Here is a 24,316-nt window from a genome sequence, read left to right on the forward strand (position 1 = left end):
GGAGGAAGAGACGTGGAGAGGGACGACGACATACCGGCATCGGTCGACCTGATCGTGCTCGGCAGCGGCGCCGCTGGCCTCGCTGCGGCCGTCACAGCGGCGCATCATGGCCTTTCGGTGCTGGTGGTTGAAAAGGAGGACAGCTTCGGCGGCGCCTCCGCGATCTCGGGCGGCACTGTCTGGATACCTGGCAACCGGCAGGCATCCGAGGCGAAGCTTGACGCCTCGCTGGAGGCTGCTTCGACCTATCTGACCCATATGATCGGCAGCGCCATCGACCGGCCGCTGGTCGAAACCTTCCTTGCGAGAGGCGGGGAAGCGCTCGCTTTCCTGGAAGAGAAGTCTGAGCTCAGATTCAAGGTCCGGCCGTTTTCTCCCGACTACCACATGGAGGTTGCCGGGGCCTCGGATGGCGGGCGCGCGCTCGAAGTGCTCGAATATGACGGGAGCCGGCTCGGCAGGCACTTCGGCGAGCTCCGCAAGCCGCCGAAAGGAATGCTGCTCTTCGGCGGCATGATGGTGAACCGGGGCGACGTCCAGCATTTCCTCAACGCGCGCCGATCATGGACGTCGCTTTGCCATTGCCTGAAGCTGTTGGCCCGCTACGCGAAGGACAGGATCCGCCACAATCGCGGGACGCGCCTCGTCGTGGGCAATGCGCTGATCGCCCGCCTGGCGCGATCCGCCTTCGACCTGGGCATCGACCTGCGGCTCGGCGTCAAGACCAAAGCCCTGATCGAGGATGGCAACAGGGTTTGCGGCATCGTCGTCGAAGCGGAAAGCGGAGAACGGCGGGTTCGTGCGCGGGCAGGCGTGGTCTTTGCGACGGGCGGCTTCGGCGCGTCGGCAGAAGCCGGCCGGTGGCGCTCCGGAACCGACGTATTGCACCGGTCGATGTCTCCGGCCGGCAATATCGGCGACGGTATCGAACTGGCCGGGTCGGTCGGAGCTGCAATGGGCGAGGAACTCGCCTCCAATTTCTATTGGGCACCCGTTTCGGTGCTGACGCGCCCTGGCGGTCAGCAGGAGAAGTTCCCGCATCTGGTGACCGATCGCGCCAAGCCAGGCCTGATCGCGATCAACCGGCTCGGTCGCCGGTTCGTCAACGAGGCCGATTCATACCATCGCTTCGTGCTCGCCATGCTGGCCGCTCCCGAGGTGAATTCGCCTTGTCACCTGATCTGCGATTCCGCCGCGCTCGCGGCCTATGGCCTGGGGCTCGCGCGCCCGGCACCGGCCACCAATGCCGCCCTCGTGAGGCAGGGATACCTCATCAAGGCGGGCAGCATCGGCGAGCTGGCTTCGAAGATCGGTGCCGAAGAGGGCGCCTTGCGTGGCACGATCGAACGCTACAACGCCAATGCCATTGATGGCGCGGATCCAGATTTCGGCAAGGGAACCAGCTCCTACAACCGCTCGATGGGCGATCCCGACCATCGGCCCAATCCCTGCCTGGCGCCGCTGGCGAAGCCGCCCTTCTACGCCGTCAGGCTGGTCACCGGAGATCTCGGGTCAGCGCGAGGCATCCGCACGGATGCGCAGGCGCGCGTGCTCGATGCGGGCGGAAGTCCGATACCGGGCCTATATGCCGCAGGCAACGACATGAATTCCATCATTAACGGAACCTATCCAGGGCCGGGCATCACCTTGGGGCCGGCGCTCACCTTCGGTTACATTGCGGCGCTCCATGCCGTTGACCGCATGAAACGACTGCAACAGGAAGAGCCTCGATGATCTACGAAATGAGAACCTACGCGCTGAAGCCGACCAGATTGGCGGATTGGCTTGCGCTCTACAAAAGCCACGCGCTCGCTGTCCAGCAGGAGCACCTCGGCAATCTCGTCGGGTTCTTCACCACGGAATTCGGGACAACCAGCCAGGTCGTGCACATATGGGCATATGAGAGCCTGGACGACCGCGCGGCGCGGCGTGCCCGCATGGTGGCCGACCCGCGCTGGGCCGAGTTCAGCGTCCGGAACAAGGAGCTCGATGCCTTGCTCGAGCTGAAGTCATCGATCCTGAAGCCGACCGATTTTTCGCCGTTGGCCTGAAGTGCCGCCCCAGGGACGGACCTCGATGAACGCCACGGCAAGACTGTTCCCCGGTTTCAGACAAGAAACCATTCAAACGTCGCAGGCGCGGCTTTCGGCGGTCGCCGGCGGTTCCGGCAGACCGGTCCTTCTGCTGCATGGCTATCCCGAGACGAAGGCGGCCTGGCACCGCCTCGCCGGCCCGCTCGCGCGAGACCATACGGTCGTGGCGGTAGATCTCCCCGGCTACGGCGATAGCCGGGTCGTCGGCGATCCCGCCAATGCCGGCAGCAAGCGCTGGATGGGCGCTCAGTTGCACGAACTCATGGTCGGGCTGGGGCATGAGCACTACGCCGTCGTCGGCCATGACCGCGGCGCGCGCGTCGCCTATCGCATGACGCTCGATCGTCCGGAGGCGGTGACCTCGCTCACCTCGCTCGCAGTGGTGCCGACGCTCGACATGTGGTCGGGAGCGACCAAGAATTTCGGCATGGGTGCCTTTCACTGGTTCATGCTCGCGCAACCTTTCGATCTGCCGGAGCGTCTCCTGTCGGCCGATCCGACCTATTTCCTCGACCTGACGCTGTCCAGGATGGCCGAAGGCCTCGAGCATCTCGACCCGTTGGCACTGGCGGAATATCGGCGCTGCTTCCTCGATCCGGACGTCCGGCATGCCATGTGCGAGGACTATCGCGCCGCGGCCGGCATCGACGAGCGTCACGACATCGAAGACCGGGAACAGGGGCGCAGAATCCGCTGCCCGGTGCTGGTGCTCTGGCATGAGGGCAGGACGTTCGGACCGGGACGCGTGCCACTCGACATCTGGAGGGATTGGGCGGTCGACGTCTCCGGGCGCGGGCTTGCGGGAGGCCACCTTCTTCCCGAGCGTGCGGCCGACGAAGTTCTCGCCGAACTCGACGTGTTCCTCGGGCGCGACTGATCATGGCGACGACGCGCGCGCAGACGGCGGGACAAGGTGGCGGACCTGCGCTCAGCCTGCGTCAGATCGAGGTCTTCCACGCCGTCGTGCTCGCGCGCTCCATCACCAGCGCCTCCAAGGTGCTCAATGTTCGAGATTTCGGTCCTGCGGAATCGCAAACGGCCGCGTTCCGGCAATGTCAGGAAACTGATCGAGACCCTGCGCAGCAGGCTCGCCGAGGCCGAAAGCGGTTGCGATCTCCATGCTTTGAAGGCATGACCGGCCGATGAACCGGTTGTTCGTCCGCACTGCAGATGGCAACAAGATCTGAAGCAGCCCTCCAAGAGGCAAAACCTGGGAAGGAAACCCTGAGAAATGCAGAAGCTTTCATTGAACCGCCGGCAGGCGCTCATCGGTCTCGGCGCGGCCGGCACCATGTTCGGTTTCGGGTTGCCGGCTCACGCCGCCTCCAAGGTCAATCTCGGCGTCATGCGCCTGGCGAGCCATGCTCCGAGCTTCATCGCCTATGAGCGCGGCTACTACAAGGACGAGGGGCTGGACGTCGAATTGAAGTTCTTCGAGGCGGCGCAGCCGATGGCGGTGGCGATCGCCTCCGGCGATGCCGACTATGGCGTCACCGCAATGAGCGGCGGTCTGATCAGTCTCGCCGAAAAGGGCGCCGTCAAGGTGATCGGCGGCGCGCTCACCGAGGAGAAGGGGCTCGTCGGCGCGATCATCCTCGCCTCCAACAAAGCCTACGAAGCCGGGCTCACCAGTCCGAAGGAACTCGCGGGCAAGACCTTCGGCATCACCACCGCCGGTTCGTCCTTTCATTTCATGGCGCACAAGATCGCGGAGGCTAACAACATTCCGCTTTCGGACATCACGCTCAAGCCGATGCAGAAGGTGGGCGCCATCGTCGGCGCGTTGTCGTCGGGCCAGATCGACGCCTGGGCGATCCAGGCGAGCGTCGCCAGGAAGATGATCGGCGAAGGTTCAGCCAAGCAGATCGGCCTCGTCTCCGACTATGCGCCCGACTACCAGGTCACCACCGTCTTCACCTCGACGAACAACGCCGCCAATGAGCGTGAAAAGACGGAAGCTTTCATCCGCGCTTACTCCAAGGCAGTCGACGACTACAATCTGGCCTTCGTCGACAAGAAGGCTGACGCGGCCGAGGTCGATGACATCGCCCGGATCTGCCACAAATACGTCCAGTCCGACCTGCCGTTCGAGAAGGCCCGGGCCAACCTTGTCGATGGGTCGATGCGCATCAACAAGGGATTGGCCCTTTCGCTGAAGTCGGTGACCGAACAGCTCGAATGGTTCAAGTCGGAAGGCATGGTCAAGGACAACATCACGTCCGAAATGCTCTTCGACACGTCTTACGTGAAGACGATCTGAGCCGTCCCGACCGACAGGTCTCGATTTGACGGAGGTCCGCCATCGGACCTCCGCGGGAGGATCCCATGGATCTGCTGATCGACAAAGTCAGCCACGCCTATGGAGCGGTCGAAGTATTGCGCGACGTCTCGCTTGAGATTCCGCAAGGCCAGATCGTCTGCCTCGTGGGACCGTCCGGCTGCGGCAAGTCGACCTTGCTGCGCTTCCTGGGCGGTCTGGAAGTCCCGACCACCGGGGCCGTCCTCCAGGTCGGCGAGCCCGACAAGGATTCGCTCAACCCGCTCACCTATGTGTTCCAGCATTTCGCGCTGCTCCCCTGGCGCACCGTGGAAGGCAACATCCGGCTCGTCCTCGAAGACCATCGCCTCGGCCACGCCGAGATGGACCGTATCGTGACGGACGTGCTGGCGCGGACCCGCCTTTCCGACTTTCGCACGGCATTGCCCAAACAGCTCTCGGGCGGCATGAAACAGCGCGTTGCCATCGCTCGCGCCTTGTCGGTGCGTCCTGCCGTGATGCTGATGGACGAGCCTCTCTCTGCACTCGACAGCCAGACGCGCGAACTCCTGATGGACGATCTTGCTGCATTGTGGACCCGCCAACCCTTCACGGCCGTCTATGTCACGCACAACCTCGCCGAAGCGGTGCGTCTTGGCCATCGTATCGTCGTCCTGTCTCGGCGCCCGGGGCGAATCCGCGACATCGTCGATATCGACCTTCCACTGGATCGGCGGGCGCTCGGCGATCCCAAGCTCGAAGCCAAGCAGAAGCAGCTTTGGGAACTGATGCGCGAGGAAGCGGCCGCGGCCGACCAGGAACTGATCGATGTCTGATGCCGTGGTTCGTCCTGTAGAGTTCCGTGGGCGCGGCTTTGCCCCGCAACATGTCCGCGGTATCGGCCTTGCCGTCTTCATCGTCCTGATCGGCCTGGCCGAGATCGGGACCCGTTCCGGCTTCATATCCAGCCTGACGCTGCCGCGCCCTTCCGCGGTGCTGGAAACCCTGGTTCAGCTCTACCAGACCGGCCTTCTGTGGAAGCATCTGCTGCCCTCGCTGCAACGCCTTTTCGTTGGTGCCCTCATTGGCGTCGCCGCCGGCGTGTCGCTCGGCGTGATGATCGGCCTCTTCAGTCTTGCCCGCGCCGGCCTCGTGCCGCTCGTCGCCGCCTTGTTCCCGATCCCGAAGATCGCCCTGCTGCCGCTTTTCGTCATCTGGTTCGGCATCGACGAGGCGTCCAAATATGCGCTGATCGCCTTCGGCACGTTTACCCCCACCGTGGTGGCAACCTATGGTGCGGTCGACAATGTCGACAGAAGCCTGATCCGGATGGGGCAGAGCTTCGGGCTCTCCTGGTGGTCGATCGTGCGCAAGATCGTGCTGCCCGGCGCCTTTCCCGCGATCCTCTCGGGCCTGCGTGTGTCGATCTCGATCGCCATCATCCTTCTGGTGGCTGCCGAGATGCTCGGCGCCGAATTCGGAGTGGGCTCCTACATCCTCGAAGCGGGAGCCCTCTACGATCTCGAACGGCTGTTCGCGGGCGTGGCGATCCTCTCAATGATGGGACTTGTCATGAATTGGCTCATCGGCCTGGTCGAACACCGTTTCCTCGGCTGGCGCGGCTGACGCCGGCCCTGCGAAAAAGCGTGATGCTGCTGCCTCGCGTACGCGCGATCCGGTCAGAACTCCCGATGAACCCCTACCGGTGAAACTTCCGGTTCCTTGCCGCGCCGCCGTCATGGGTTCATGATCCCGGCGTGGGTGATGTTGCCCGCATTCAGATCTGGCGCCCGCATGCGGCGCTCCCGCGTCACGGCGCCGGAGGGAGGTGTGACGTGACGACGTACATCATGCTTGTCAACTGGACCGAGCAGGGCGTGAAGAATGTGCGCGAATCGCCGAAGCGGCTCGATGCGGCAAAGAAGCAGCTTTCGGAAATGGGCGGTTCGTTCAAGGAGTTCTATCTGACGATGGGCGATTGCGACATGGTGGCCGTCCTCGAGGCACCGGACGATGCCGTCATGGCGCGTTTCGTCCTGGCGCTTACTACGGCCGGAAACGTGCGTACCCGAACGTTGAAGGCGTTTCCGGAGGCCGCCTATCGCGAGATCATCAACTCGCTTGGCTGAGCGATCGCGGAAGGCGGCAGGCCACCTGCCGCCTTCTCCCTGGAACTACGCCTTCGAATTCGTCGACACGATGCCGGATCGAAACGGCTCGCGGTACCGTCGCCAGCCGACGGAGCGCAATTTCAACCCGACAAGGACGGCCGCTCGTCATGCGTCAGGCAATCGTCACCATCCAGACTTCCGGTCCCGGGCTCTATGAGTTCACGGACAAGGCGACCAGGTTTGTCGATGAAGCCGGCATGAGCGCGGGGCTGCTGACCCTCTTGGTGCGCCACACCTCATGCTCGCTGTTGATCCAGGAGAATGCGGATCCCGATGTGCGGAGCGACCTCGACCAGTTCTTCCGGCGGCTGGTGCCTCCAGCAGACGACCCTTCCATGGACTATCTCGTCCATCGGTTCGAGGGGCCTGACGACATGCCGGCCCATATCAAGGCGGCGTTGACCGCGGTTTCTCTTTCCATTCCGGTCATGGATGGAGGCCTGGCACTGGGAACCTGGCAAGGCATCTACCTGTTCGAACACCGCAGCGCGCCGCACCGGCGGGAAGTGGTGCTGCATCTCGCATGATCGACCATCGACGCCCGGCGCTTGCCGCGTGTCGATTCCGGCAACCTTGTTTCGTCGTGACATCGAAAGCTGTGGAATGCCACGCGGGCACCGCGGCCAACGAGCCATGTGGAGGAAACGGCAGTGCCGAGAAAAATCGTCGTCACGCAATACATGTCGCTGGACGGGGTGATCCAGGATCCGGTCGGTATGGAGGCATCGGGCCTCGGCGACTGGACCGGCCCCTTCGAGCGGGGCCCGGAAGGCGACCGCTTCAAGCACGACGAACTGTTCGGAAGCGAAGCGCTGCTTCTCGGTCGTACGACCAATGACAGTTTTGCCGCCGTCTGGCCGGCGGTCAAGGACGAGACCGGCTTTGCCGATCGCATCAATACCATGCCGAAATTCGTCGTTTCGAACTCACTCCACAAGGCCGAATGGGCCAATACCACGGTGCTGTCGGGCGACGTCGTCGCGAAGGTAAAGGAACTCAAGGAGATGCCGGGAGGCGATGTTCTCATTTATGGGAGCGCGGCGCTCGTTCATGCGCTGGCGCGGCAGGGTCTCGTCGACGCCTACAGCCTCATGATCTACCCGACGGTTCTCGGGCGCGGAAAGCGGCTGTTTCCCGACGGCGTCCAGTCGATGCTCGCGCTCGAGGATTGCAGGCGGCTCGGCTCGGGAATTGTGCTCCTGCGGTATCCGCAGGGAGAGGTGCCCTGACCCCAGGGCGAGTTTCGATCGCCACGCGTCGCAGCTCCGTCGAGCCAGATCTATCGTAAGATATATCTTGAAATCGGTCTGACATTGGTCCATTTAAGATATATCGTAAGAAACAACGTGAGGTTCATATGCACAGACATTCCCATGGTGGCAATCGCGCCTTCTGGTTCATGGCGGGGCGCGGCGGCCGCGGCTTCGGGCCGTTCGGTCACGGGTTCCGAGGCGGCGGCCGCGGCGGTCGCGGCGACATGTTCCGCACCGGACGCATGCTCGGCGACGGCGATCTCAGGCTGATCACGCTTGCTCTGCTCGACGAGGCGCCGCGCCACGGCTACGACATCATCAAGGCCCTGGAGGAACGATCCAGCGGTGCCTACAGCCCGAGCCCGGGCGTCGTCTATCCGACCCTGACCTTCCTTGAGGAGGCCGGTTTCGCGACCTCTGCCTCGGAAGGCAACAAGAAGGTCTTTTCGATCACCGATGAAGGACGCGACCATCTGGCGGAAAGCCGGGCGACGGTCGACCGTGTCCTCGACGAGATCGAACGTTTCGGCCGCAAGATGGCGCGCGCCCGCGAGTGGTTCGACTGGCAGGACGACGGGCATCGGCCCGATCCGCGCGAGCGCGAGATGCCGGAAGGCCTGCGACGCCTGCGCCATGTCCGGCGCCGGCTGCGGGCCGCGCTGGCGGAAGCGCTGGACGCAGGTCCTGAAAAGCGAACCGAGGCGCTCGAGATTCTTGAGCAGGCCGCCGACGCGCTCGAGGCTCTGTTTCGTCGCTGACGGTCCGGGCCGCCCGGGTGTCGTGAATCCGAAGCTCGCCTGAGATCAGACGACACCAGGCGGGGCAAACTCCGGCAGTCTTGCGGGAGCGCCGAAGGACCGTTACGAAGGCATCTTTCCCGGCCATGACGGCCGGGAAGCGTCACGGCTGGAGGTCGCCATGTCCTTCCTGAAACGCCTGTTTGGCCTGGGTTCGTCCGAAGACGAGCCCACTCCCTCCGCCGATGCTCCGGCCAAGGAGGTCGAGCACAAAGGGTTCCTCATCAAGGCGACGCCTTTCAAGGAGGGCGGCCAGTTCCAAACCTGCGGCGTGATCTCCAAGGAGGTCGGCGGTGTGCTCAAGGAGCACCGCTTCATCCGAGCCGACCGTTTCGCCGCGCTGGACGACGCGGTCGATGTCTCGATCCGCAAGGGGCAGCAGATGATCGACGAGCAGGGCGAGCGCCTGTTCGGCCAGTAGGCCGTTATCGCAGTGTCGCGGCGGGCAGGGGTATGAACAATCCGTGCCATGAGGCCGCGTCGATCGCCGACGACCAGGTCGCGGCAAGGAAGAGCACCGCCACCTTGCCGGCCGCTTCCCCCGGTGGATCGATGACGTCGGAAATCCATAGGCCGGCGTGGCAGGTTTCAGCCTGCATCGGCAAGGCGTAGGACGTCGCAGCGCGGCCGACATCCTTCACCTCCGGATAGGCCTGGGTCGCGATGACGTCGAATTCTATCGCCTTTTCCCGCATCGGCGGTGGCGTGTTGGCGCAGTCTGCGGGCTCGGCGTCGGGCTTCGCTTCAAGGGTGAAAGAAAGCTGCTGGTCGGGAATTGCGCTCGGCAATGTCGATTGCAATACGAAGACCAGCGGGGTGTCCTTCTTGTCGAGCGGCGAGCGCTGGGTCAAAGGCACACCCGCCAGTCTTCGGCCCGGAGTGCCGATCTCCAGCGCGGCCAGTCTCGATGCCGCCTGCTGCCGCACGAGGCGCCGCAGCCTGTCGATGTCGGGCAGGCCGTCGGGGGCGGCCAAATCGTCCGGTTCGACATCGAATCCGCCCACCTCGGCAGGATATTGTCCGTCGCGCTCTTCCGGCAGAACGCCGAACGGGAAACCTTCCGCCTGCCGATTGGTCTCGCGGTCCACGACGAAGATCACCGAACCGAGGGCATCGCTGGCGATGTCATAGCCATATTGCTCCCATGCGAAATATCGCCCGTCGGGCGAGAAGCCGAGAACTTCCATATCGGGAGCATCCGACTGCTCGCGCGGATGGGCGGGCAGGGCAAGCAGCAACAGGCCGGCGACGGCCGCCATCGATCTCCACATCGAGTCTTCTCCCAGCGGATCAGCGATCATGGCGGAGGCAATGGCAATTCGGCAAGGCCCGGCCAGAGCCGGATTTGGTGACTTCACAAGCGCAGCTGTTTATTCTATCACTAGAATATGAGCGATACGTTGACCAATGCCGAGTTCGCGATCCTGAGCCTTCTCGCCGAGGCGCCGCGCCATGGTTACGAGATCGAGCGCACCATTGAAGAACGTGGCATGCGCGACTGGACCGAGATCGGATTCTCCTCGATCTACTTCCTGCTGAAGAAACTCGAAAAGCGTGGCCTCGCCGAACGCACGGGCGGCAAGACAGCCAGCCCGCGCGAGCCGAAGACGTTCCGTCTGACGCAGGCCGGTCATGCCCTCCATGGCGAACGGACCAGGCGGGCGATCGCCGAGCCGGAGCGCCTCTATCCGGCGCTGCTTCTCGGCCTCGCCAATTGGCCCGTGCTTGGCTCCGAGGGCGGCGGGGCCGCGCTCGCCGCCCGCGCCGCAGCCCTCGACGATGCGGCGTCCCTCGTCGAGGAACGCTGCGCGGCGCAGGCCCCGCTGCCCGCCTTCGTCGAGGCGATATTCGACTACAGCCTGACGATGATCGCGGCGGAGCGGGCCTGGCTCGACCGCGCACGAAACACCCTGGAGGGGACGATGGAAAAGATCGATTTCCGCAAGCACCTCAAGACGCTCTATAACCCGCCGGCCGACCGCTTCGAGATCGTCGACGTGCCGCCGCTCACCTATTTCATGATCGACGGCAGCGGCGATCCGAACACCGCCCCGGCCTATGCGGAGGCCGTCGAGACGCTTTATGCGGCCTCCTACACGCTGAAGTTCATGAGCAAGGCCGTGCAGTCGCGCGACTATGTCGTGCCGCCGCTCGAGGGCCTGTGGTGGGCCGAGGACATGACCAGCTTCGTCACGCGGCAGAAGGAGAAGTGGTCATGGACCATGATGATCATGATCCCGGATTTCCTCGATCGTGCGACGGTGGAACGGGCCATGGAAGCGGCCGCGAAGAAGAAGGCGCTGCCTGCGCTCGGACGCTTGCGGGTCGAGCAACTGGAGGGAGGCAAGTCTGTCCAGATCATGCATGTCGGCCCCTACGACGCCGAAGGGCCGGTGCTCAAGCGGCTGCATGAAGAGTTCCTGCCCGCCAACGGATTGGCCGAGCGCGGCCGTCACCATGAGATCTATCTCGGCGACCCGCGCAAGACGGCACCCGACAAGCTCAAGACGGTGCTGCGCCAGCCGGTTCGGGAGCGTTGAGCCTCAGGGCTGCTCCGCGACGGTTTTCAGCTTGGCCAGGCCCTTGTCATAGTCGGCCCCGATCCAGCGATCGAACATCAGCCCGAACCAGCGTTGGGCGATGCCGTCGAGATTGCCCCGGAAGCCCCAGGTCACGCTGGTTCCGGTCGTCGAGGGGGCGAGATCCCACCAGGCCTGCGCCTTGCCCATCTGGCCGAAGTCGAGCTCGGAAGCGACATGCCGGGGCGGCTCGTATTCGGTGATCGTCTGGCTGCCGCTGCCGACATTCCTGTTGTCCGATGTCCAGCTCATCTTCTGGCCAATGCCGCTCGCCGGGCCCTCGTAGCTGTATTTCGTGTTCGGATCGAGTTCGTGCCAGGGCGAGAATTCCGGCAAACGCCTGAGGTCGGAGACGATCGCGAAGACCTTTTCAGGCGGAGCGGCGATCTCGATCGACCGCGTGACCACCGCCTGCGACGGCAGCAGGAAGGCGCCGCCGGCGATGATGATCGCGATGGTGACGATCAGATAGAACAGCAGCTTGAATGCGGTTCTCATCGATGCATCCTCCGGCAAGCGTTTCATGCACTCTGCTGCAATCTTGGTGCGAAAGCTCCGGTGGTCAACAACTTTGCCCCGGAAACATAAGGGGCGTGCAGCGGCGCCGTCACTCCAGCGCGAGCACTCCGTCGATCAGGGCGGCGAGGCCGGCCTTGTAACCTGCCGGTTCCGCGCCGGCGTCGATGGCGAGCGCGGCGCGGTCGAAGGCCGACGAAAGAAGACGGGTCAGAGCGTCGATCGGCAGCTGCTTCGACAGGTCGCCCGAGCGGACGGCGAAGACGAGACCCGCCTTGAGCGAGCGCGTGGCATGGCGGTCGTCGATCGCATCCATCTCCGTGCGGCCAAGCACGGCCGGTCCGTCGAGCAGCAGCAGGCGCGTGCGGCCGGGTTGCGCCATTGCGGCAAGGAAGGCCTCGCCGCCCTTCACCAAGGCATCGCGCGAGCCGAGCGTCTCCGGCGAGGCGTCCTCGATCTCCTTTTCGACGGCTTCTGCCTCGCGCTCCACGACGGCCTGGAACAGCGCCTTCTTGTCGGGAAAATGGTGATAGAGGGCGCCGCGCGTCAGACCCGCTTCCGCAACGATGTCGGGAGTCGCCGTCTCGGCATAGCCCTTTTCGATGAACAGGCGGCGCGCCGCTGCGATCAGTTCTGCGCGGGTCGTCTCGGTGCGCTCGCGATTGCTTCGTCTCGTCGTTTTCGTTTGCATACATGCAGCCTGTATGTTAGATAGAGAAACATACAGACTGTATGTTGATCGACGGAGGAAGGGAAGCCATGAAGACGACGAGCTACTATCCCGTGCTGATGACAGGCGACGTTGCGGGCACGGCGGCATTCTACAAGGAGCATTTCAGTTTCGAGGCCCTGTTCGATAGCGACTGGTATGTGCATCTGCGCTCGACGGAGGACAAGAAGGTCAATCTCGGCATCGTGCAGGGCGATCATGAGACCATTCCGGAAGCCGGTCGTGGCCGGGCCTCGGGCCTGCTGATCAATTTCGAGGTGCGCGATCCCGACGCCGTCTATGAGCGGGCCAAGGCGGCCGGCCTGCGCATCCTGCTTTCGCTGCGCGACGAGCCTTTCGGCCAGCGCCACTTCATCACGGCCGACCCCAACGGCGTGCTGATCGACGTGATCAAGCCTATCCCGCCCAGCGCCGAGTTCGCCGCGCAATACCTCACCGAGGATGTCGGCTGAGGTTTCCTGACGAGAAAGGACAGGTGCGGCTCCATGAGTGCCGTGCCCGCATCCTCGCTGCAGAGCATCGACCTGTTGCGGCGCGCCCCCTTGAGGCGCTTGCTCCGGACCCCGATTGCCTCTGCATTTCGAGGTGCCGAAGCTCGAACCGGTCGTTGCGACCACGTCGCGCAAGCCGAGCGGCGCGAAGATCCGCGAGGCTGGACCCTTGCCTCATTGGGCGTGCTCCTGTAAGAAGCCGCCCATGAAGACGCGCCCGACCAATTCGGCTTCCCGTTCGTCCGCCTTCGCGGGCGAGACCCTGCGCGCCCTTTCCGCTACGCTTCTTCTTCTCGGCCTTATCGGCGATCGCCGGGCTCGTTGACGAGGAGCACCCGGCGATCGATGCCGGTCTGTGCTCCTTGCATCCACGACACAAAGCACGAATCCTGATAGAGGCGACGCTCCAGCCGAAGGCCGAGTGTCAGGCGAGCCGCCCGGAGACGAGACGATGAACGAACGAAGCGAAATCCGCGCCGCGGGCCGCATGACGCAGGCGGCAATCAAGTACCAGCCCTATCCCAAGGTCGGTCTCACCGACCGCACTTGGCCCGACAAGGTCATCGGGAAGGCGCCGATCTGGTGCTCCGTCGATCTGCGCGACGGCAACCAGGCATTGATCGATCCGATGGGGCACGAGCGCAAGGCGCGCATGTTCGCCCTGTTGCTCGACATGGGCTTCAAGGAGATCGAGGTCGGCTTCCCTTCGGCTTCCCAGACCGACTTCGACTTCGCCCGCTGGTGCATCGAACAGGGCAACGTGCCCGACGACGTCGACCTGCAGGTGCTGGTGCAATGTCGTCCCGAACTGATCACCCGCACCTTCGAGGCGCTCGAGGGCGCCAAGACCCCCATCGTGCATTTCTACAATTCGACCAGCGAGTTGCAGCGCCGGGTCGTGTTCGAGAAGGACGTGGCCGGTATCAAGGCGATCGCCACCGACGCGGCCAAGATGATCACCGACATGGCGGCCAGGGCCGGCGGCGGCTACCGCTTCCAATATTCGCCGGAGAGCTTCACCGGCACCGAGCTCGAAGTGGCGCTGGAGATCTGCAACGCGGTCACCGAGATCGTGAAGCCCACCCCGGACAACAAGCTCATCGTCAACCTGCCGTCGACTGTCGAGATGTCGACGCCCAACATCTATGCCGACCGCATCGAATGGATGATCCGCCATCTCGACAATCGCGAGAACCTGATCATCTCGCTGCATCCGCACAACGACCGCGGCACGGGCATCGCGACGACCGAACTGGGCCTGATGGCCGGCGCCGACCGCGTCGAGGGCACCCTGTTCGGCAATGGCGAGCGTACCGGCAATGTCGACATCGTGACACTGGCGCTCAACATGTACACGCAGGGCGTGGACCCCGATCTCGACTGTTCCGACATCAACCGGATGAAGGACGTCTACGAATATTCGAACCAGTTGCGGATTCCGGAGCGCCACCCCTATGTCGGCGAACTGGTCTATACGGCCTTTTCCGGTTCGCACCAGGACGCCATCAACAAGGGCATGAAGGCTCTGAAGAAGGCCAACACGTCGGTATGGGAAGTGCCCTATCTGCCGATCGACCCGCAGGATGTCGGCCGCAGCTACGAGGCGATCATCCGTATCAACTCGCAGTCGGGGAAGGGCGGCATCGCCTATGTGCTGCAGGCCGACTACGGTCTCAACCTGCCGCGCAACCTGCAGGTCGAGTTCAGCCAGGACATCCAGCAGATCACCGACGCTGAGGGCAAGGAAGTGCCGGCCAAGCGCATCCATGAACGATTCGTCGAGCAATATGTCGAGCAGCCCGACGCGCGGCTGAAGTTCGTAGACCACCAGACCTTCCCGGATACGGAGCGCAGGGGACTGCGGATCATCGAGGCGAAGATCATCGACAATGGCGTCGAGACGGTCGTGACCGGATCGGGAACGGGACCGGTCGACGGTTTCGTCGACGCGCTGTCGCGCCACATCGGGATTCCCCTGTCGGTGTTCGACTATTCCGAACACTCGATCCAGCGCGGTTCGAATGCGGCGGCGATCTGCTATATGGAGGTAGAGCATCCCGGCGGGCGGCTGTTCGGTGCGGGTATCAACACCAACATCGTCGCGGCCTCGCTCGAGGCCGTTGTTTCGGCCGCCAACCGCGTCCTTCGCTAGGGCAATTCCAGCAAGAGTGCGCAGCGGTTTAGCGCCCGGAATTGCGTAGCGGCAAAGAGTTGGAGCATTTCGGCGATTCGAAGAAAAGCGGAAATGCTCCAGTGCGCCGCGCGTCCTTTCAGACGTGCGAAGGAAGCCCTGCCAATGATAGCTTGCGCATCGTGCTTTCCGAAAATCGATCCTGATATTCGGGCCGACGCGCCGCCTTTCCCCCAGCTTCCTACACGTTTTCCGGGCCGCCCGCTGATTTAGCGGGCGGTCTTGGTTGTATCCCATCTGGTAGTCAAGCTATGATCGTCTCCTATTTCCGCGCGGATATCGAGGTTCCGACGCTTGCGATATGATACGCCTGCCGCCCCCGCAGTGCGCGAGACGCTGGAGCGAGTGCTTCGCAGCGAGACCTTCGGACGTTCCGAACGCGCCAGAGACCTTCTGCGTTACCTGATCGATCGCGAGCAGGCCGGCGAGGCCGAACGCCTCAAGGGTTTCACCATCGCCGTCGACGTGTTCGGCAAGGATGCGGAGTTCGATCCGTCGACCGATGCGGTCGTGCGCGTGCAGGCCGGCCGCCTGCGCGACCTCCTCGAACAGTACTACGCGTCGGAGGGTGCGGGCGATCCGTTGCGTGTGATCATCCCGCGCGGCAGCTATGTCCCGGCCTATCGCTACATAGCTGCTCAGGCGGGGCCGCTGTCGAACGAGACCGGGCCGGCGGATGCGTCGCCCGCCCCGGGTCCGGTGGCCGCCGAGCCGGAGGCGGCGTCGGCTGTGCCGCCGCTCGAACCCGTCCACGATCAGCCGACATTCCCGGTTCCGGCGCTTTCGCCGCAACTGGCCAAACAGGTCCGTTTGTTCTGGATGGCGATGGGCGCCGTCATTGCCATGCTTGGCTTCGTGGTTGTGCGCATGGCACTGCCGTTGCATGTTCCCGTGGAAACTGGGTCTGCTACGCCCGAAAGCCCTTTGTCGACGGCCAGCATAACGGCCGCCTATCCGCCGGAGACCCTGCCATCCGCGCATATTTCGGCAAACACCTCGGACCCGGAGGCGATCAAGCTGGCCCTGACGCTCCGATCGGCGTTGTCAGGCTTCGATACGATCGACTTGATCGCGCGGGACCATGGCGCCGCCGGCGGCAGGGCGGATGAATCCATGGATTTCATCTTCAGCCTGGTCTCGCTGCCGTCAGGCGGATCGGTCGTCGTGGAGCTTCAGCATGCAGCCAGCGGCACCGTCCTGATGTCCCGCCAGTTCTCGCCCTCCACCAGCGGTCGCGAGGAGCTCGACGATCAGATTGCCGACATGATGAGCGCGGCCGTGCCCGTGTCGGGCGTCATCTACGGCTTCATCGAGCAGAAGAGACTGCAGTCCGGCCTCACCGAGTGCCTTTTGCTCAACGACGACTACTATCTCGACCAGACGCCGGCTCGCCACCGCGGCGCGTTCGATTGCTTCAAACGGCTGCTCGACGAGGGCGTCAAATCGCCCCTGATCTATTCTGAGATGGCGGCGCTCGAACTGGAAACGATCACTGACGGATACGGCTATCCGCCCGAGGCAACGCTCGAAAGGGGCATGGACCTCGCCTATCGCGGCGTGCTCGCTGGCCCGACCAGCCCCTATGCGCACCGCGCCTATGGTTACCTCAACGGCCGCAGCGGCAATGCGGCCGAATCGATCCGTTGGATGCGCAAGGCCTATGAACTCAACACCTACGATCTGAGCATGGCTGCGGCCTATGGCTACGCGCTGATCTTCTCCGGCGACTACGCGACCGGTGGCCCGATCATGAAGCGGGCGGTGGAAGCGTCGAGCTCGCATCCGAGCTGGTGGGACTATGCGCTGTTCCTCGGCGAGTTCATGCTGGGCGATATGGAACGGGCAGCGCGTGCCACCGAGGTGCTCCTGTCGACCAGGAAATCGCACTATCTGGCCGCACGTATCATCGTCGCGCAGCAATCGGGCCAGGTGGCGCAGGTCGCAGCGATGCGCCAGGAACTCGCCGAGAACTATCCCGATTTCGCGAAGAACCCGCGTGCGGCGTTCGAGAAGGCGAACTATCCGGCGAATATGACGGAAAAGCTGATCGAGGCGCTACGCTCGGCGGGTCTGGACAGCGCGAACTGAACCGGCCAGAGATAGTCCATGGCGCATGCCCCTTTCCGAAGTCGCCACACTTTCGGGACAATGACATGCGTGGTTTGGCGGGGGAGATGCACATGGATCAGCTTTTCGCGCGGGAAGCTGGCACGGGCGCCGAGACGGTCGTTCTGCTTCACGGCTTCGCCGGCACGCATCGGGTATGGGCCGAGGTGCAGGACAGGCTGGCGGCCCAGGCGCGTGTGATCGCCTACGACCTGCCCGGACACGCCGCATCGCTCGGCTGGCCTGGCGCCGGGCCCGTCAAGGCCGCGGTGCGCGCCGTGCTGGAAGACCTGTCGCGGCGGGGCATAGAGCGTGCTCATCTGGCGGGACATTCCATGGGCGGCGCGATCTCTACCCTGGTTGCCCTGGCGGAGCCGGCGCGGGTCGCATCGCTCTGCCTCTTCGCGCCCGGCGGCTTCGGTCCGGAGATCAACCGGCGCCTGCTGTTCCATCTCGCCTCTGCGCGCAGCGAGGCCGAGCTGCGGGACGCCCTCGACGCCATGTGCGGCTTCGAGGGCAGCACGTCCGAGGCCTCGGTGCATGCCGCCGCAGCGATGCGGGCTATCCCCGGGCAGATCGAGAAGCTGATCGAGATCGCCGGCATCATCGCCGGGCGCGGAAGGCAAGGGGCGATACCGCGCGACGCGCTTGCCGGCCTGACCATGCCTGTGGCGGTCGCCTGGGGCGCGCTCGATCCCGTACTGCCGTTCCACCAGACCAATGACCTGCCGCCGCTTTTTGCCCTGCACCGGCTTCCCGGCGCCGGGCATATGCTGATCGAGGAGGCTCCCGATCTCGTCACCGAGCTGATCCGTCGTCAGCTTCGCTGAACGTCGAGATCCGGCCGCGGCGGATCGCCCTCACGTCGGCGCTGCGGGCTGTCGCATCGGAAAGCACGATGCGCAGCTTCGAAGTGGCAGAGGGCGAATGGACGCGCAGGGCTCCAGCGGAGCTTTCCGTCCGGTGCGAGAAACACTATGTTAACCCTTCACCAGATCAGCCGCGAGGTTGGGGCGAATGAGTGAAGCAGGCGAAAAGGCGACAGTCGCCGACAAAGGGCGGAGGCTCTCCGACGCCATCCGCGAGGTGAAGAACGCAGCCGCCGATCGCGAAGACGTCGTCGTCGAAATGCGGGAGGCTCAGCGCACGCGGCTCGAACTGCTCGCCGCGGAACTGCATCCGGTCTTCGCCGACGTGCCGGCCGACGTCGAGACCTTCGATTTCGTGATCTCCTCGGGCTTGCAGCCGCGGCTGTGGATCGACGCGGTCAGCCATGTCGCCATGGGGCGTGACCGCCGCACCTATCGCTTCGTGAGGGATACGCGGCTCGGCCGGGTCGTGCTCGCCGAATCGACCGACATGAAGCCCGTCGCGGACAAGGTCACGCATTATATCGCGGAGCGTCTGGTCGAACGCCAGCGCATGATGGAAGGCGGCGTCGAGCCGGTACTCGTCGCGGCTTCCGACGAAACCGGCGTCGCGCCGGAAGCTGCGCCCGGGAGCTCGAAACGCGTGGGCTTCGGCTCGGGTCTCCTCGCAGTGCTCGCGGGCATCCTGGCCGGTCTGGTCGTTGCCGCCCTTCTGTTCAGGGACAGGCTCGCGGCGTTCTGGCCAGACTTTTGAGCGAAGCTCAGTTTTCGGTGAGACCGACCGATTCGGTCGCCTCATGCGGGGCGGGATAGAGATCGACCGCCGACAGTTCCGAGGGGGGCAGGGCCATCCCGGTCAAGCCGCGCCGGACAAGCCTGACCGACCATCTCTCCGGTTTGCCCGATATTTCGAGAATATTGAACTGCGCGGCCGGATGGATGCCGCCTGGAGCCTGGCCCGCCGCGGCCACGCCGATGACCGGTACCTCACGCTCGCCCGGCCCGACGATCGCTCCGGTTGAGGGCAGGTGGGAATGGCCGTGCAGCACCAGTTCGGCACCGTGTCGGCGGATGACGTTCTGGAACCGGCGGATGCCGAAAAGGCGCTTGTACTGGGAGACCGCGCCCCTGAGCGGGGGGTGATGGATCATGACGACGCGGAACAGGCCGCGTCCGGCCGCATGGTCGAGCAGCTTGGCCAGCCTGTGCGCCTGACCCTCGCCGAAGAATCCGTTGGCCATGAACGGTGCCGTCGCGCGCGCCGAACTGACGCCGATCAATGCCACGTCGCCACGCACCCGCATATAGGGAAAAGCCCGCCGATCGGCCGGAATGGCCTCGCCGTCGCCGGTCATCCAGGGTCCCCAGGCTCGGCAAACCTTGTCAAGCGCACCAGGCACATAGGCGTCGTGGTTGCCGGGAACCACGGAGACGTGCTCCGGATCTCCGAGTGTGGTCAGCCACTGCCGCGCCATGTCGATCTCGATGTCGAGCGCCAGGTTGACGAGGTCGCCGGTGACGGCGATGTGGTCGGGCTCGGCCGCCTTCATGTCGGCCACGATCGAATCGATCACGCTGTCGTGGAGGAAGCGGCGGCGGTTGCGGTGCCAGTTGACATAGCCCAGCGCTCTCTTGGAGACCAGCTGGTGATATTCTACATCGGGTAGCGGCCCCAGATGGACGTCGGAAAGATGCGCAAGCCTGAACATCGCTCCTCTTTAGAGCAGGACCGGTCGGAGTTGAACCGGCTGCCTGGCGCATGAGCGGGGACGACGACGAGGCGCGCTTCCGCCAGACCGGCTGGCCCGGCCTGAGGGCAAGGCTTTTCCATCTCTATTTTGTGTTGAGGCGGCCGATGACTCTCGGGACGCGCGGACTCGTCCACGACGCCGCCTCCAATTCGGTCTTCCTGATCCGTCACACCTATGTGCCCGGCTGGCAATTGCCGGGCGGCGGCGTCGAGGTCGGCGAGACGGCGGAGGAGGCGCTGGTACGTGAGCTTTCGGAGGAGGGAAATATAGAACTGCTGGGACCGCCGCTGATCCGTTCGCTCCATTTCAATGCCCGCTCCAGCCGGCGTGATCACGTCGCCTTCTATCTGGTCTCGGCCTTCCGGCAGACAAGCCCACGTTTGCCCGATGCCGAGATCGCCGAGGCCCGCTTCTTTCCCCTCGACGCCCTCCCTGATACCACCACCCCTGCGACGCTGCGCCGGATCCGGGAAGTGTTCGAAGGCGCAGAGGTGTCGAAGTACTGGTGAGCCGGCTGCGACTAAGCAGATTCCGGAAAAGTGTGCCACGGTTTTCCGACAAGAATCTGCGACAAAACAAAGGCCTAAGCAAACCATTCGTTGGCTTGCCAAGGAATGTCTGCTTAGGCAGCCTTTCTGAACCGGGCTCGATCATGCGGCGCCGAATAGTCGATTGCGGGGCCCTTGGGGATGATCCGGGTCGGATTGATCGTTTCGTGGCTGCCGTAATAGTGCTTCTTGATCTGCTCGATGTCTACCGTCCCGGCGACGCCCGGCACCTGGTAGAGGTCGCGCAGATAATTCGACAGGTTCGGATAGTCGGCGATGCGGCGCAGATTGCATTTGAAGTGGCCGACATAGACCGGGTCGAAGCGCGCCAGGGTGGTGAACAGGCGCCAGTCGGCCTCGGTGATCCGTTCGCCGGTCAGGTAGCGCCGGCGCGACAAGCGCTCCTCCAGCATGTCGAGCGCGGCGAACAACTCGTCATGGGCTTCTTCGTAAGCTTCCTGGGTGGTCGCGAAGCCTGCCCGGTAGACGCCGTTGTTGACGGCTGGATAGATCATCTCGTTCAGGGCATCGATTTCGCCGCGCAGGGCTTCGGGATAAAAATCGACTGCGGCGTCGCCCCAGGCGTCGAACGCCGAGTTCAGCATGCGGATGATCTCGGCCGATTCGTTGGAGACGATCGTCCCCAGTTTCTTGTCCCACAGCACGGGCACGGTGACCCGCCCCGAATAATGCGGGTCGGCCCTGGTATAGATGTCGCGCAGGAACGGCAGGCTGTAGAGATGGTCTCCTGTTCCGCCGTCCTCGGCAAGGAAGGTCCAGCCATCCTTGCCGAGGAAGTGATGGACGACTGAGACGGAGATGATCTCCTCCAGCTTCTTCAATCTACGCAGGATCAGCGTGCGATGGGCCCAGGGGCAGGCGAGCGAGACATAGAGATGATATCGACCGGGCTCCGCCGTGAAGCCGCCTCTGCCGCTCGGTCCCGGTGTGCCGTCACGGGTCACCCAGTTGCGGAACTGCGATTGCGAGCGCTCGAATTTCCCGCCGGTCTCCTTCGTCGAGTACCAGACGTCATGCCATTTCCCGTCGACCAGCAGTCCCATCGTCTCGTCCTTCTCCGTCTTCCCGCCTGATTTAGGGAGCGCGTCGCGACAGGCCAATGCCTGTCTGTGGACGGAGCGTCAAATGCCCGGATGCATTTTGTTTCGCGTAACCCCATGGACGTTGTCAAAAAATGATGCTAGCGGGGCTCACCATGTCACCTCTCTTCATGATCCGGATCGAACGACGACGAATTGGCGCCAGCGCTTAAGCCGCTGACCATATAGCCGCGCCTTGCGGCAATCCAATTCGTGATCGACCGGACGAGAAGACCATGACTGCCGACGACGTGACGTATCTGCCGGAAGCCCCGGCTCATGACCTCGAAATCGAAGCCATCAACGAGGAAGCCTTCGGGCCCGGACGTTTTGTGCGCGCGGCCCACAAGATCCGCGAACGCGGCCCGCATGAGCGCGCACTCTCTTTCGTCGCCGTGCATGACGGGGCCGTGATCGCCTCGGTGCGTATGACGCGCGTGGCGGCCGGAGAGGGCAGGGCGCTGATGCTGGGACCGCTCGCGGTGAAACCGGCCTACAAGAACATCGGCATCGGCCGCCGTCTGGTGAAGATTGCGCTGGAGGCGGCCGAAGCGTGGGGCGCTCCCGCCGTCATGCTCGTCGGCGACGAGCCTTATTACGGTCCGCTCGGCTTCAAGCGCATACCCCGGGGGCAGATTTCCATGCCGCGGCCGGTGGATCTGGGCAGGCTGCTCGCGGTCGAGATCCAGCCCGGCGCGGTCGCCGCGCTGACCGGCATGGTCGACCACGAAGACCAGATGAAAGTAGTGGCGTAGAGCCCCGATCCTGCTCAAAGGACGCTTGGGGCGGGTACAGCGCTTTACCGCCCCTCGCGATACCACATGGCGCCGAGTGCGAGCAGCAGGAGGCCGAGACCGAAGAAGCCGGCGAAGAGGGGTACCCGGCTGACCGACTTCAGGATGCTGTCATCGGTTGTCCGGAACCCGATCCAGTCGCGGCCGGCCGCTTCTCCACCCCTGACGGGCACGATGTTGGGCAGGCTGGTGCCTGAACCGGTATTGAGCCGCCGCACGCCGGCGCCGACGGCTTCGGCGAAGGGACGCAGCACGTCTTCGGTGGACACCATGTCGGCGAATTCAGGGGCATTCACCGGTCCGACATGCGCCAGTGTCGAGAGATCGCCATTGCCGATCTGGTAGAGGCCGATCTCGTCGGTCTCGGCGCTGCCGGTGAAGAGGCCTGGCGTCGAGGCGGCCAGCGGCACATCCAGCGTCTTGCCCGACGGCGTTATCACCCGCGCCTGGCCCGGATCGTCGCTCATGCTCTGCCGGCTGATGTCGAGCGTCATGCCGCGACCGTTGGCGGTCAGCCGCTCTTCCTCCAGCTCCGGCTCCTTCATCAGCCAATGGGCGATCCGCCTGTAGAGCTGAACATGGGGACCGCCGCCTTCGAAACCCCGTGCCCACAGCCAGCCCTGATCGGACAGGAACATGCCGACGCGGCCTTCGCCCCTGCGGTTCAGGATGAGCAGCGGCCTGTCGTCCGGACCTTTCATGACGGTCTCGCCCTGCGGCTGATCGATGCCGATCAAGCGGAACCATCGGCTCCAAAGCGGCGGCTCGCTCGCCGAACCTTCGAGGCCCCGGGTCACGGGATGACGTTTTCCAAGGTCGGTCAGCCGGGGATAAAAACCCTGTTCGACGACGTCGCCAGTCGGCAACCCCGGAAGGGCCGCGATCAGAGGCGTGCGGGCGATCGACTGCTCGCCGGCATATTCGGGACCGGCGGCGATCAAGAGGGCGCCGCCCTTTTCGACATATTCGGCGATGTAGTCGTAATAGAGGATCGGCAGCACGTCGCGGTGCTGGTAGCGGTCGAAGATGATCAGGTCGAAGTCGTTGATCTTCTCGACGAACAGTTCGCGGGTCGGGAAGGCGATCAGAGACAGCTCGTTGATCGGCGTGCCGTCCTGTTTCTCCGGCGGCCGCAGGATGGTGAAATGGACGAGATCGACCGACGCGTCCGATTTGAGCAGGTTGCGCCAGGTTCGTTCGCCGGCATGCGGCTCGCCGGAGACCAGCAGCACGCGCAGATTCTCGCGTATGCCGTCGACCAGGGCGATCGCCCGGTTGTTGACGTCGGTCAGTTCGCCCGGTGCGCCGTCGATCGACAATTCCACGATGTTGCGGCCGGCTCCCGGAACGGTGATGGTGAGCGGCATTTCGCGGCCTACCGCCGCGTGCTCGACCGACACCGGCTCGCCATTGATCGAGACGCGCACTTCAGCCGTGCCGGGCTCGCCCCTGCTGTCGATCACGCGATAGGTCAGTTCGAGCGGCTTGCCGACGATGCCGAAGCGCGGCGCCTTCTCCAGGCGGATCCGCCGGTCCCATTCTCCCTCTTGCCCGGTGACCAGCGCATGGATCGGCGCGTTCACGCCCGTGCCCGGCTCCGGCACGTCGTGCACCTGGCCGTCGGTGATCATCACCGCGCCGCCTATACGTGAGGGCGGCACGTCACGGAGCGCGCTCTCCAGCGTGGCGAAGAGCCGAGTCTCGGTGCGCTCCTCGGCCGCGGCGGCCTTGCCGGCCTCGACCACGCGCACCTCGAACTGCTTGAAACGGGCGAGCCGCTCCTGCAGCCCGGCCACGGCGGCGTCCGCCTGCGCGTTGCGCTGGCCGATGTCCTGGCTCTGGCTGCGGTCGACGACCAGCGCCACCACGCTTTTGAGCGGTTCGCGCTCCTCGTCGAGCAGCACGGGATTGACGAGCGCCGCGGCGAGCGCGGCCAGCGCGGCAAGTCGGAGCAGCGCGCCACGCTGCCGATACCAAAGGCCGACCAGTCCGAGCAGCGCGATGGGCGCCAGAACGGCGAGGAGCCATGGCAGCGGCAGCAGCGGCTCGGCGGCGAGAGACCAGTTCATG

General features: G+C 64.3%; 26 protein-coding genes. 20 read left to right on the forward strand and 6 right to left on the reverse strand.

Annotation, left to right across the window (positions count from 1 at the left end; all coding sequences use genetic code 11):
- The first annotated feature begins 12 nt into the window (after positions 1-12).
- The 12 genes from JN302_RS17035 to JN302_RS17090 all read left to right on the forward strand — a co-directional run bounded on the left by JN302_RS17035 (position 13) and on the right by JN302_RS17090 (position 8,992).
- Positions 13-1,734: an FAD-dependent oxidoreductase gene (locus JN302_RS17035; protein WP_202333853.1), complete on the forward strand. Its 1,722-nt coding sequence runs from the start codon at positions 13-15 to the stop codon at positions 1,732-1,734.
- Positions 1,731-2,051: an NIPSNAP family protein gene (locus JN302_RS17040; protein WP_202333855.1), complete on the forward strand. Its 321-nt coding sequence runs from the start codon at positions 1,731-1,733 to the stop codon at positions 2,049-2,051. The genes JN302_RS17035 and JN302_RS17040 overlap by 4 nt, the downstream gene beginning before the upstream one ends.
- A gap of 25 nt (positions 2,052-2,076) precedes the next feature.
- Positions 2,077-2,970, forward strand: a complete 894-nt coding sequence (locus tag JN302_RS17045) for an alpha/beta fold hydrolase (RefSeq protein ID WP_202333857.1) — start codon at positions 2,077-2,079, stop codon at positions 2,968-2,970.
- A 2-nt stretch (positions 2,971-2,972) separates the two neighbouring features.
- Positions 2,973-3,239, forward strand: coding sequence for a hypothetical protein (locus JN302_RS17050; protein WP_202333859.1), 267 nt, complete (start codon positions 2,973-2,975; stop codon positions 3,237-3,239).
- An 85-nt stretch (positions 3,240-3,324) separates the two neighbouring features.
- Positions 3,325-4,353 carry an ABC transporter substrate-binding protein gene (locus JN302_RS17055; RefSeq protein ID WP_202313624.1) on the forward strand — a complete coding sequence of 343 codons (1,029 nt, stop codon included), beginning with the start codon at positions 3,325-3,327 and terminating at the stop codon, positions 4,351-4,353.
- Between the two features lie 65 nt (positions 4,354-4,418).
- On the forward strand, positions 4,419-5,186 hold the full coding sequence (locus JN302_RS17060) for an ABC transporter ATP-binding protein (RefSeq protein ID WP_202313626.1): 768 nt from the start codon (positions 4,419-4,421) through the stop codon (positions 5,184-5,186).
- The gene (locus tag JN302_RS17065) at positions 5,179-5,976 is read left to right on the forward strand and encodes an ABC transporter permease (RefSeq protein WP_202313628.1); all 798 of its coding nucleotides are present in this window, start codon (positions 5,179-5,181) and stop codon (positions 5,974-5,976) included. The genes JN302_RS17060 and JN302_RS17065 overlap by 8 nt, the downstream gene beginning before the upstream one ends.
- A gap of 209 nt (positions 5,977-6,185) precedes the next feature.
- Entirely contained in the window at positions 6,186-6,479 is a 294-nt protein-coding gene (locus JN302_RS17070) for a GYD domain-containing protein (RefSeq protein WP_202313630.1), read from the forward strand.
- A gap of 149 nt (positions 6,480-6,628) precedes the next feature.
- Positions 6,629-7,048: a secondary thiamine-phosphate synthase enzyme YjbQ gene (locus JN302_RS17075; RefSeq protein ID WP_202313632.1), complete on the forward strand. Its 420-nt coding sequence runs from the start codon at positions 6,629-6,631 to the stop codon at positions 7,046-7,048.
- 123 nt (positions 7,049-7,171) lie between these two features.
- Positions 7,172-7,750, forward strand: coding sequence for a dihydrofolate reductase family protein (locus JN302_RS17080; RefSeq protein ID WP_202333861.1), 579 nt, complete (start codon positions 7,172-7,174; stop codon positions 7,748-7,750).
- Positions 7,751-7,878: 128 nt separating this feature from the next.
- Complete coding sequence (locus JN302_RS17085; RefSeq protein WP_202313634.1) at positions 7,879-8,532, forward strand: PadR family transcriptional regulator; 654 nt, start codon at positions 7,879-7,881, stop codon at positions 8,530-8,532.
- Positions 8,533-8,692: 160 nt separating this feature from the next.
- Complete coding sequence (locus JN302_RS17090) at positions 8,693-8,992, forward strand: HlyU family transcriptional regulator (RefSeq protein WP_202313635.1); 300 nt, start codon at positions 8,693-8,695, stop codon at positions 8,990-8,992.
- A 4-nt stretch (positions 8,993-8,996) separates the two neighbouring features.
- Here the strand turns inward: JN302_RS17090 and JN302_RS17095 are convergent, their stop codons facing one another.
- Positions 8,997-9,842: a hypothetical protein gene (locus tag JN302_RS17095; protein WP_202313636.1), complete on the reverse strand. Its 846-nt coding sequence runs from the start codon at positions 9,840-9,842 to the stop codon at positions 8,997-8,999.
- A gap of 117 nt (positions 9,843-9,959) precedes the next feature.
- Between JN302_RS17095 and JN302_RS17100 the strand changes: the two genes are divergently transcribed.
- A complete protein-coding gene (locus tag JN302_RS17100; RefSeq protein ID WP_202333868.1) occupies positions 9,960-11,111 on the forward strand; it encodes a GyrI-like domain-containing protein in 1,152 nt (383 codons plus the stop codon).
- Between the two features lie 3 nt (positions 11,112-11,114).
- Here JN302_RS17100 and JN302_RS17105 read toward each other — a convergent pair whose 3' ends face one another.
- Positions 11,115-11,648, reverse strand: coding sequence for an SRPBCC family protein (locus JN302_RS17105; protein WP_202313638.1), 534 nt, complete (start codon positions 11,646-11,648; stop codon positions 11,115-11,117).
- A gap of 109 nt (positions 11,649-11,757) precedes the next feature.
- Entirely contained in the window at positions 11,758-12,357 is a 600-nt protein-coding gene (locus tag JN302_RS17110; protein ID WP_202333869.1) for a TetR/AcrR family transcriptional regulator, read from the reverse strand.
- 68 nt (positions 12,358-12,425) lie between these two features.
- Between JN302_RS17110 and JN302_RS17115 the strand changes: the two genes are divergently transcribed.
- The 5 genes from JN302_RS17115 to JN302_RS17135 all read left to right on the forward strand — a co-directional run bounded on the left by JN302_RS17115 (position 12,426) and on the right by JN302_RS17135 (position 18,807).
- Positions 12,426-12,848, forward strand: coding sequence for a VOC family protein (locus tag JN302_RS17115; protein ID WP_202313640.1), 423 nt, complete (start codon positions 12,426-12,428; stop codon positions 12,846-12,848).
- 490 nt (positions 12,849-13,338) lie between these two features.
- Positions 13,339-15,039, forward strand: coding sequence for a 2-isopropylmalate synthase (leuA, locus tag JN302_RS17120; protein WP_244743357.1), 1,701 nt, complete (start codon positions 13,339-13,341; stop codon positions 15,037-15,039).
- Between the two features lie 333 nt (positions 15,040-15,372).
- Positions 15,373-17,166, forward strand: coding sequence for a tetratricopeptide repeat protein (locus JN302_RS17125; RefSeq protein WP_202313641.1), 1,794 nt, complete (start codon positions 15,373-15,375; stop codon positions 17,164-17,166).
- Between the two features lie 92 nt (positions 17,167-17,258).
- Positions 17,259-18,014 carry an alpha/beta fold hydrolase gene (locus JN302_RS17130; RefSeq protein ID WP_202313643.1) on the forward strand — a complete coding sequence of 252 codons (756 nt, stop codon included), beginning with the start codon at positions 17,259-17,261 and terminating at the stop codon, positions 18,012-18,014.
- Between the two features lie 187 nt (positions 18,015-18,201).
- A complete protein-coding gene (locus JN302_RS17135; protein ID WP_202333870.1) occupies positions 18,202-18,807 on the forward strand; it encodes a hypothetical protein in 606 nt (201 codons plus the stop codon).
- A 7-nt stretch (positions 18,808-18,814) separates the two neighbouring features.
- Here JN302_RS17135 and JN302_RS17140 read toward each other — a convergent pair whose 3' ends face one another.
- Positions 18,815-19,762, reverse strand: a complete 948-nt coding sequence (locus JN302_RS17140; RefSeq protein ID WP_202313647.1) for a metallophosphoesterase family protein — start codon at positions 19,760-19,762, stop codon at positions 18,815-18,817.
- 50 nt (positions 19,763-19,812) lie between these two features.
- Here JN302_RS17140 and JN302_RS17145 point away from each other — a divergent pair, with 50 nt between their 5' ends.
- Positions 19,813-20,313: an NUDIX domain-containing protein gene (locus tag JN302_RS17145; RefSeq protein ID WP_202313649.1), complete on the forward strand. Its 501-nt coding sequence runs from the start codon at positions 19,813-19,815 to the stop codon at positions 20,311-20,313.
- 113 nt (positions 20,314-20,426) lie between these two features.
- On the opposite strand, the gene JN302_RS17150 is transcribed toward JN302_RS17145, so the two are convergent.
- Complete coding sequence (locus tag JN302_RS17150) at positions 20,427-21,416, reverse strand: glutathione S-transferase family protein (RefSeq protein ID WP_202313651.1); 990 nt, start codon at positions 21,414-21,416, stop codon at positions 20,427-20,429.
- A gap of 272 nt (positions 21,417-21,688) precedes the next feature.
- On the opposite strand from JN302_RS17150, the gene JN302_RS17155 reads away from it, so the two are divergent.
- Positions 21,689-22,207, forward strand: coding sequence for a GNAT family N-acetyltransferase (locus JN302_RS17155; protein ID WP_202313653.1), 519 nt, complete (start codon positions 21,689-21,691; stop codon positions 22,205-22,207).
- A 44-nt stretch (positions 22,208-22,251) separates the two neighbouring features.
- Here JN302_RS17155 and JN302_RS17160 read toward each other — a convergent pair whose 3' ends face one another.
- Positions 22,252-24,315: a hypothetical protein gene (locus JN302_RS17160; protein ID WP_202333871.1), complete on the reverse strand. Its 2,064-nt coding sequence runs from the start codon at positions 24,313-24,315 to the stop codon at positions 22,252-22,254.
- Between the last annotated feature and the right edge of the window lies 1 nt (position 24,316).

It is taken from the genome of Mesorhizobium sp. L-8-3, from assembly GCF_016756615.1.
In the GTDB taxonomy this organism is placed as follows: domain Bacteria; phylum Pseudomonadota; class Alphaproteobacteria; order Rhizobiales; family Rhizobiaceae.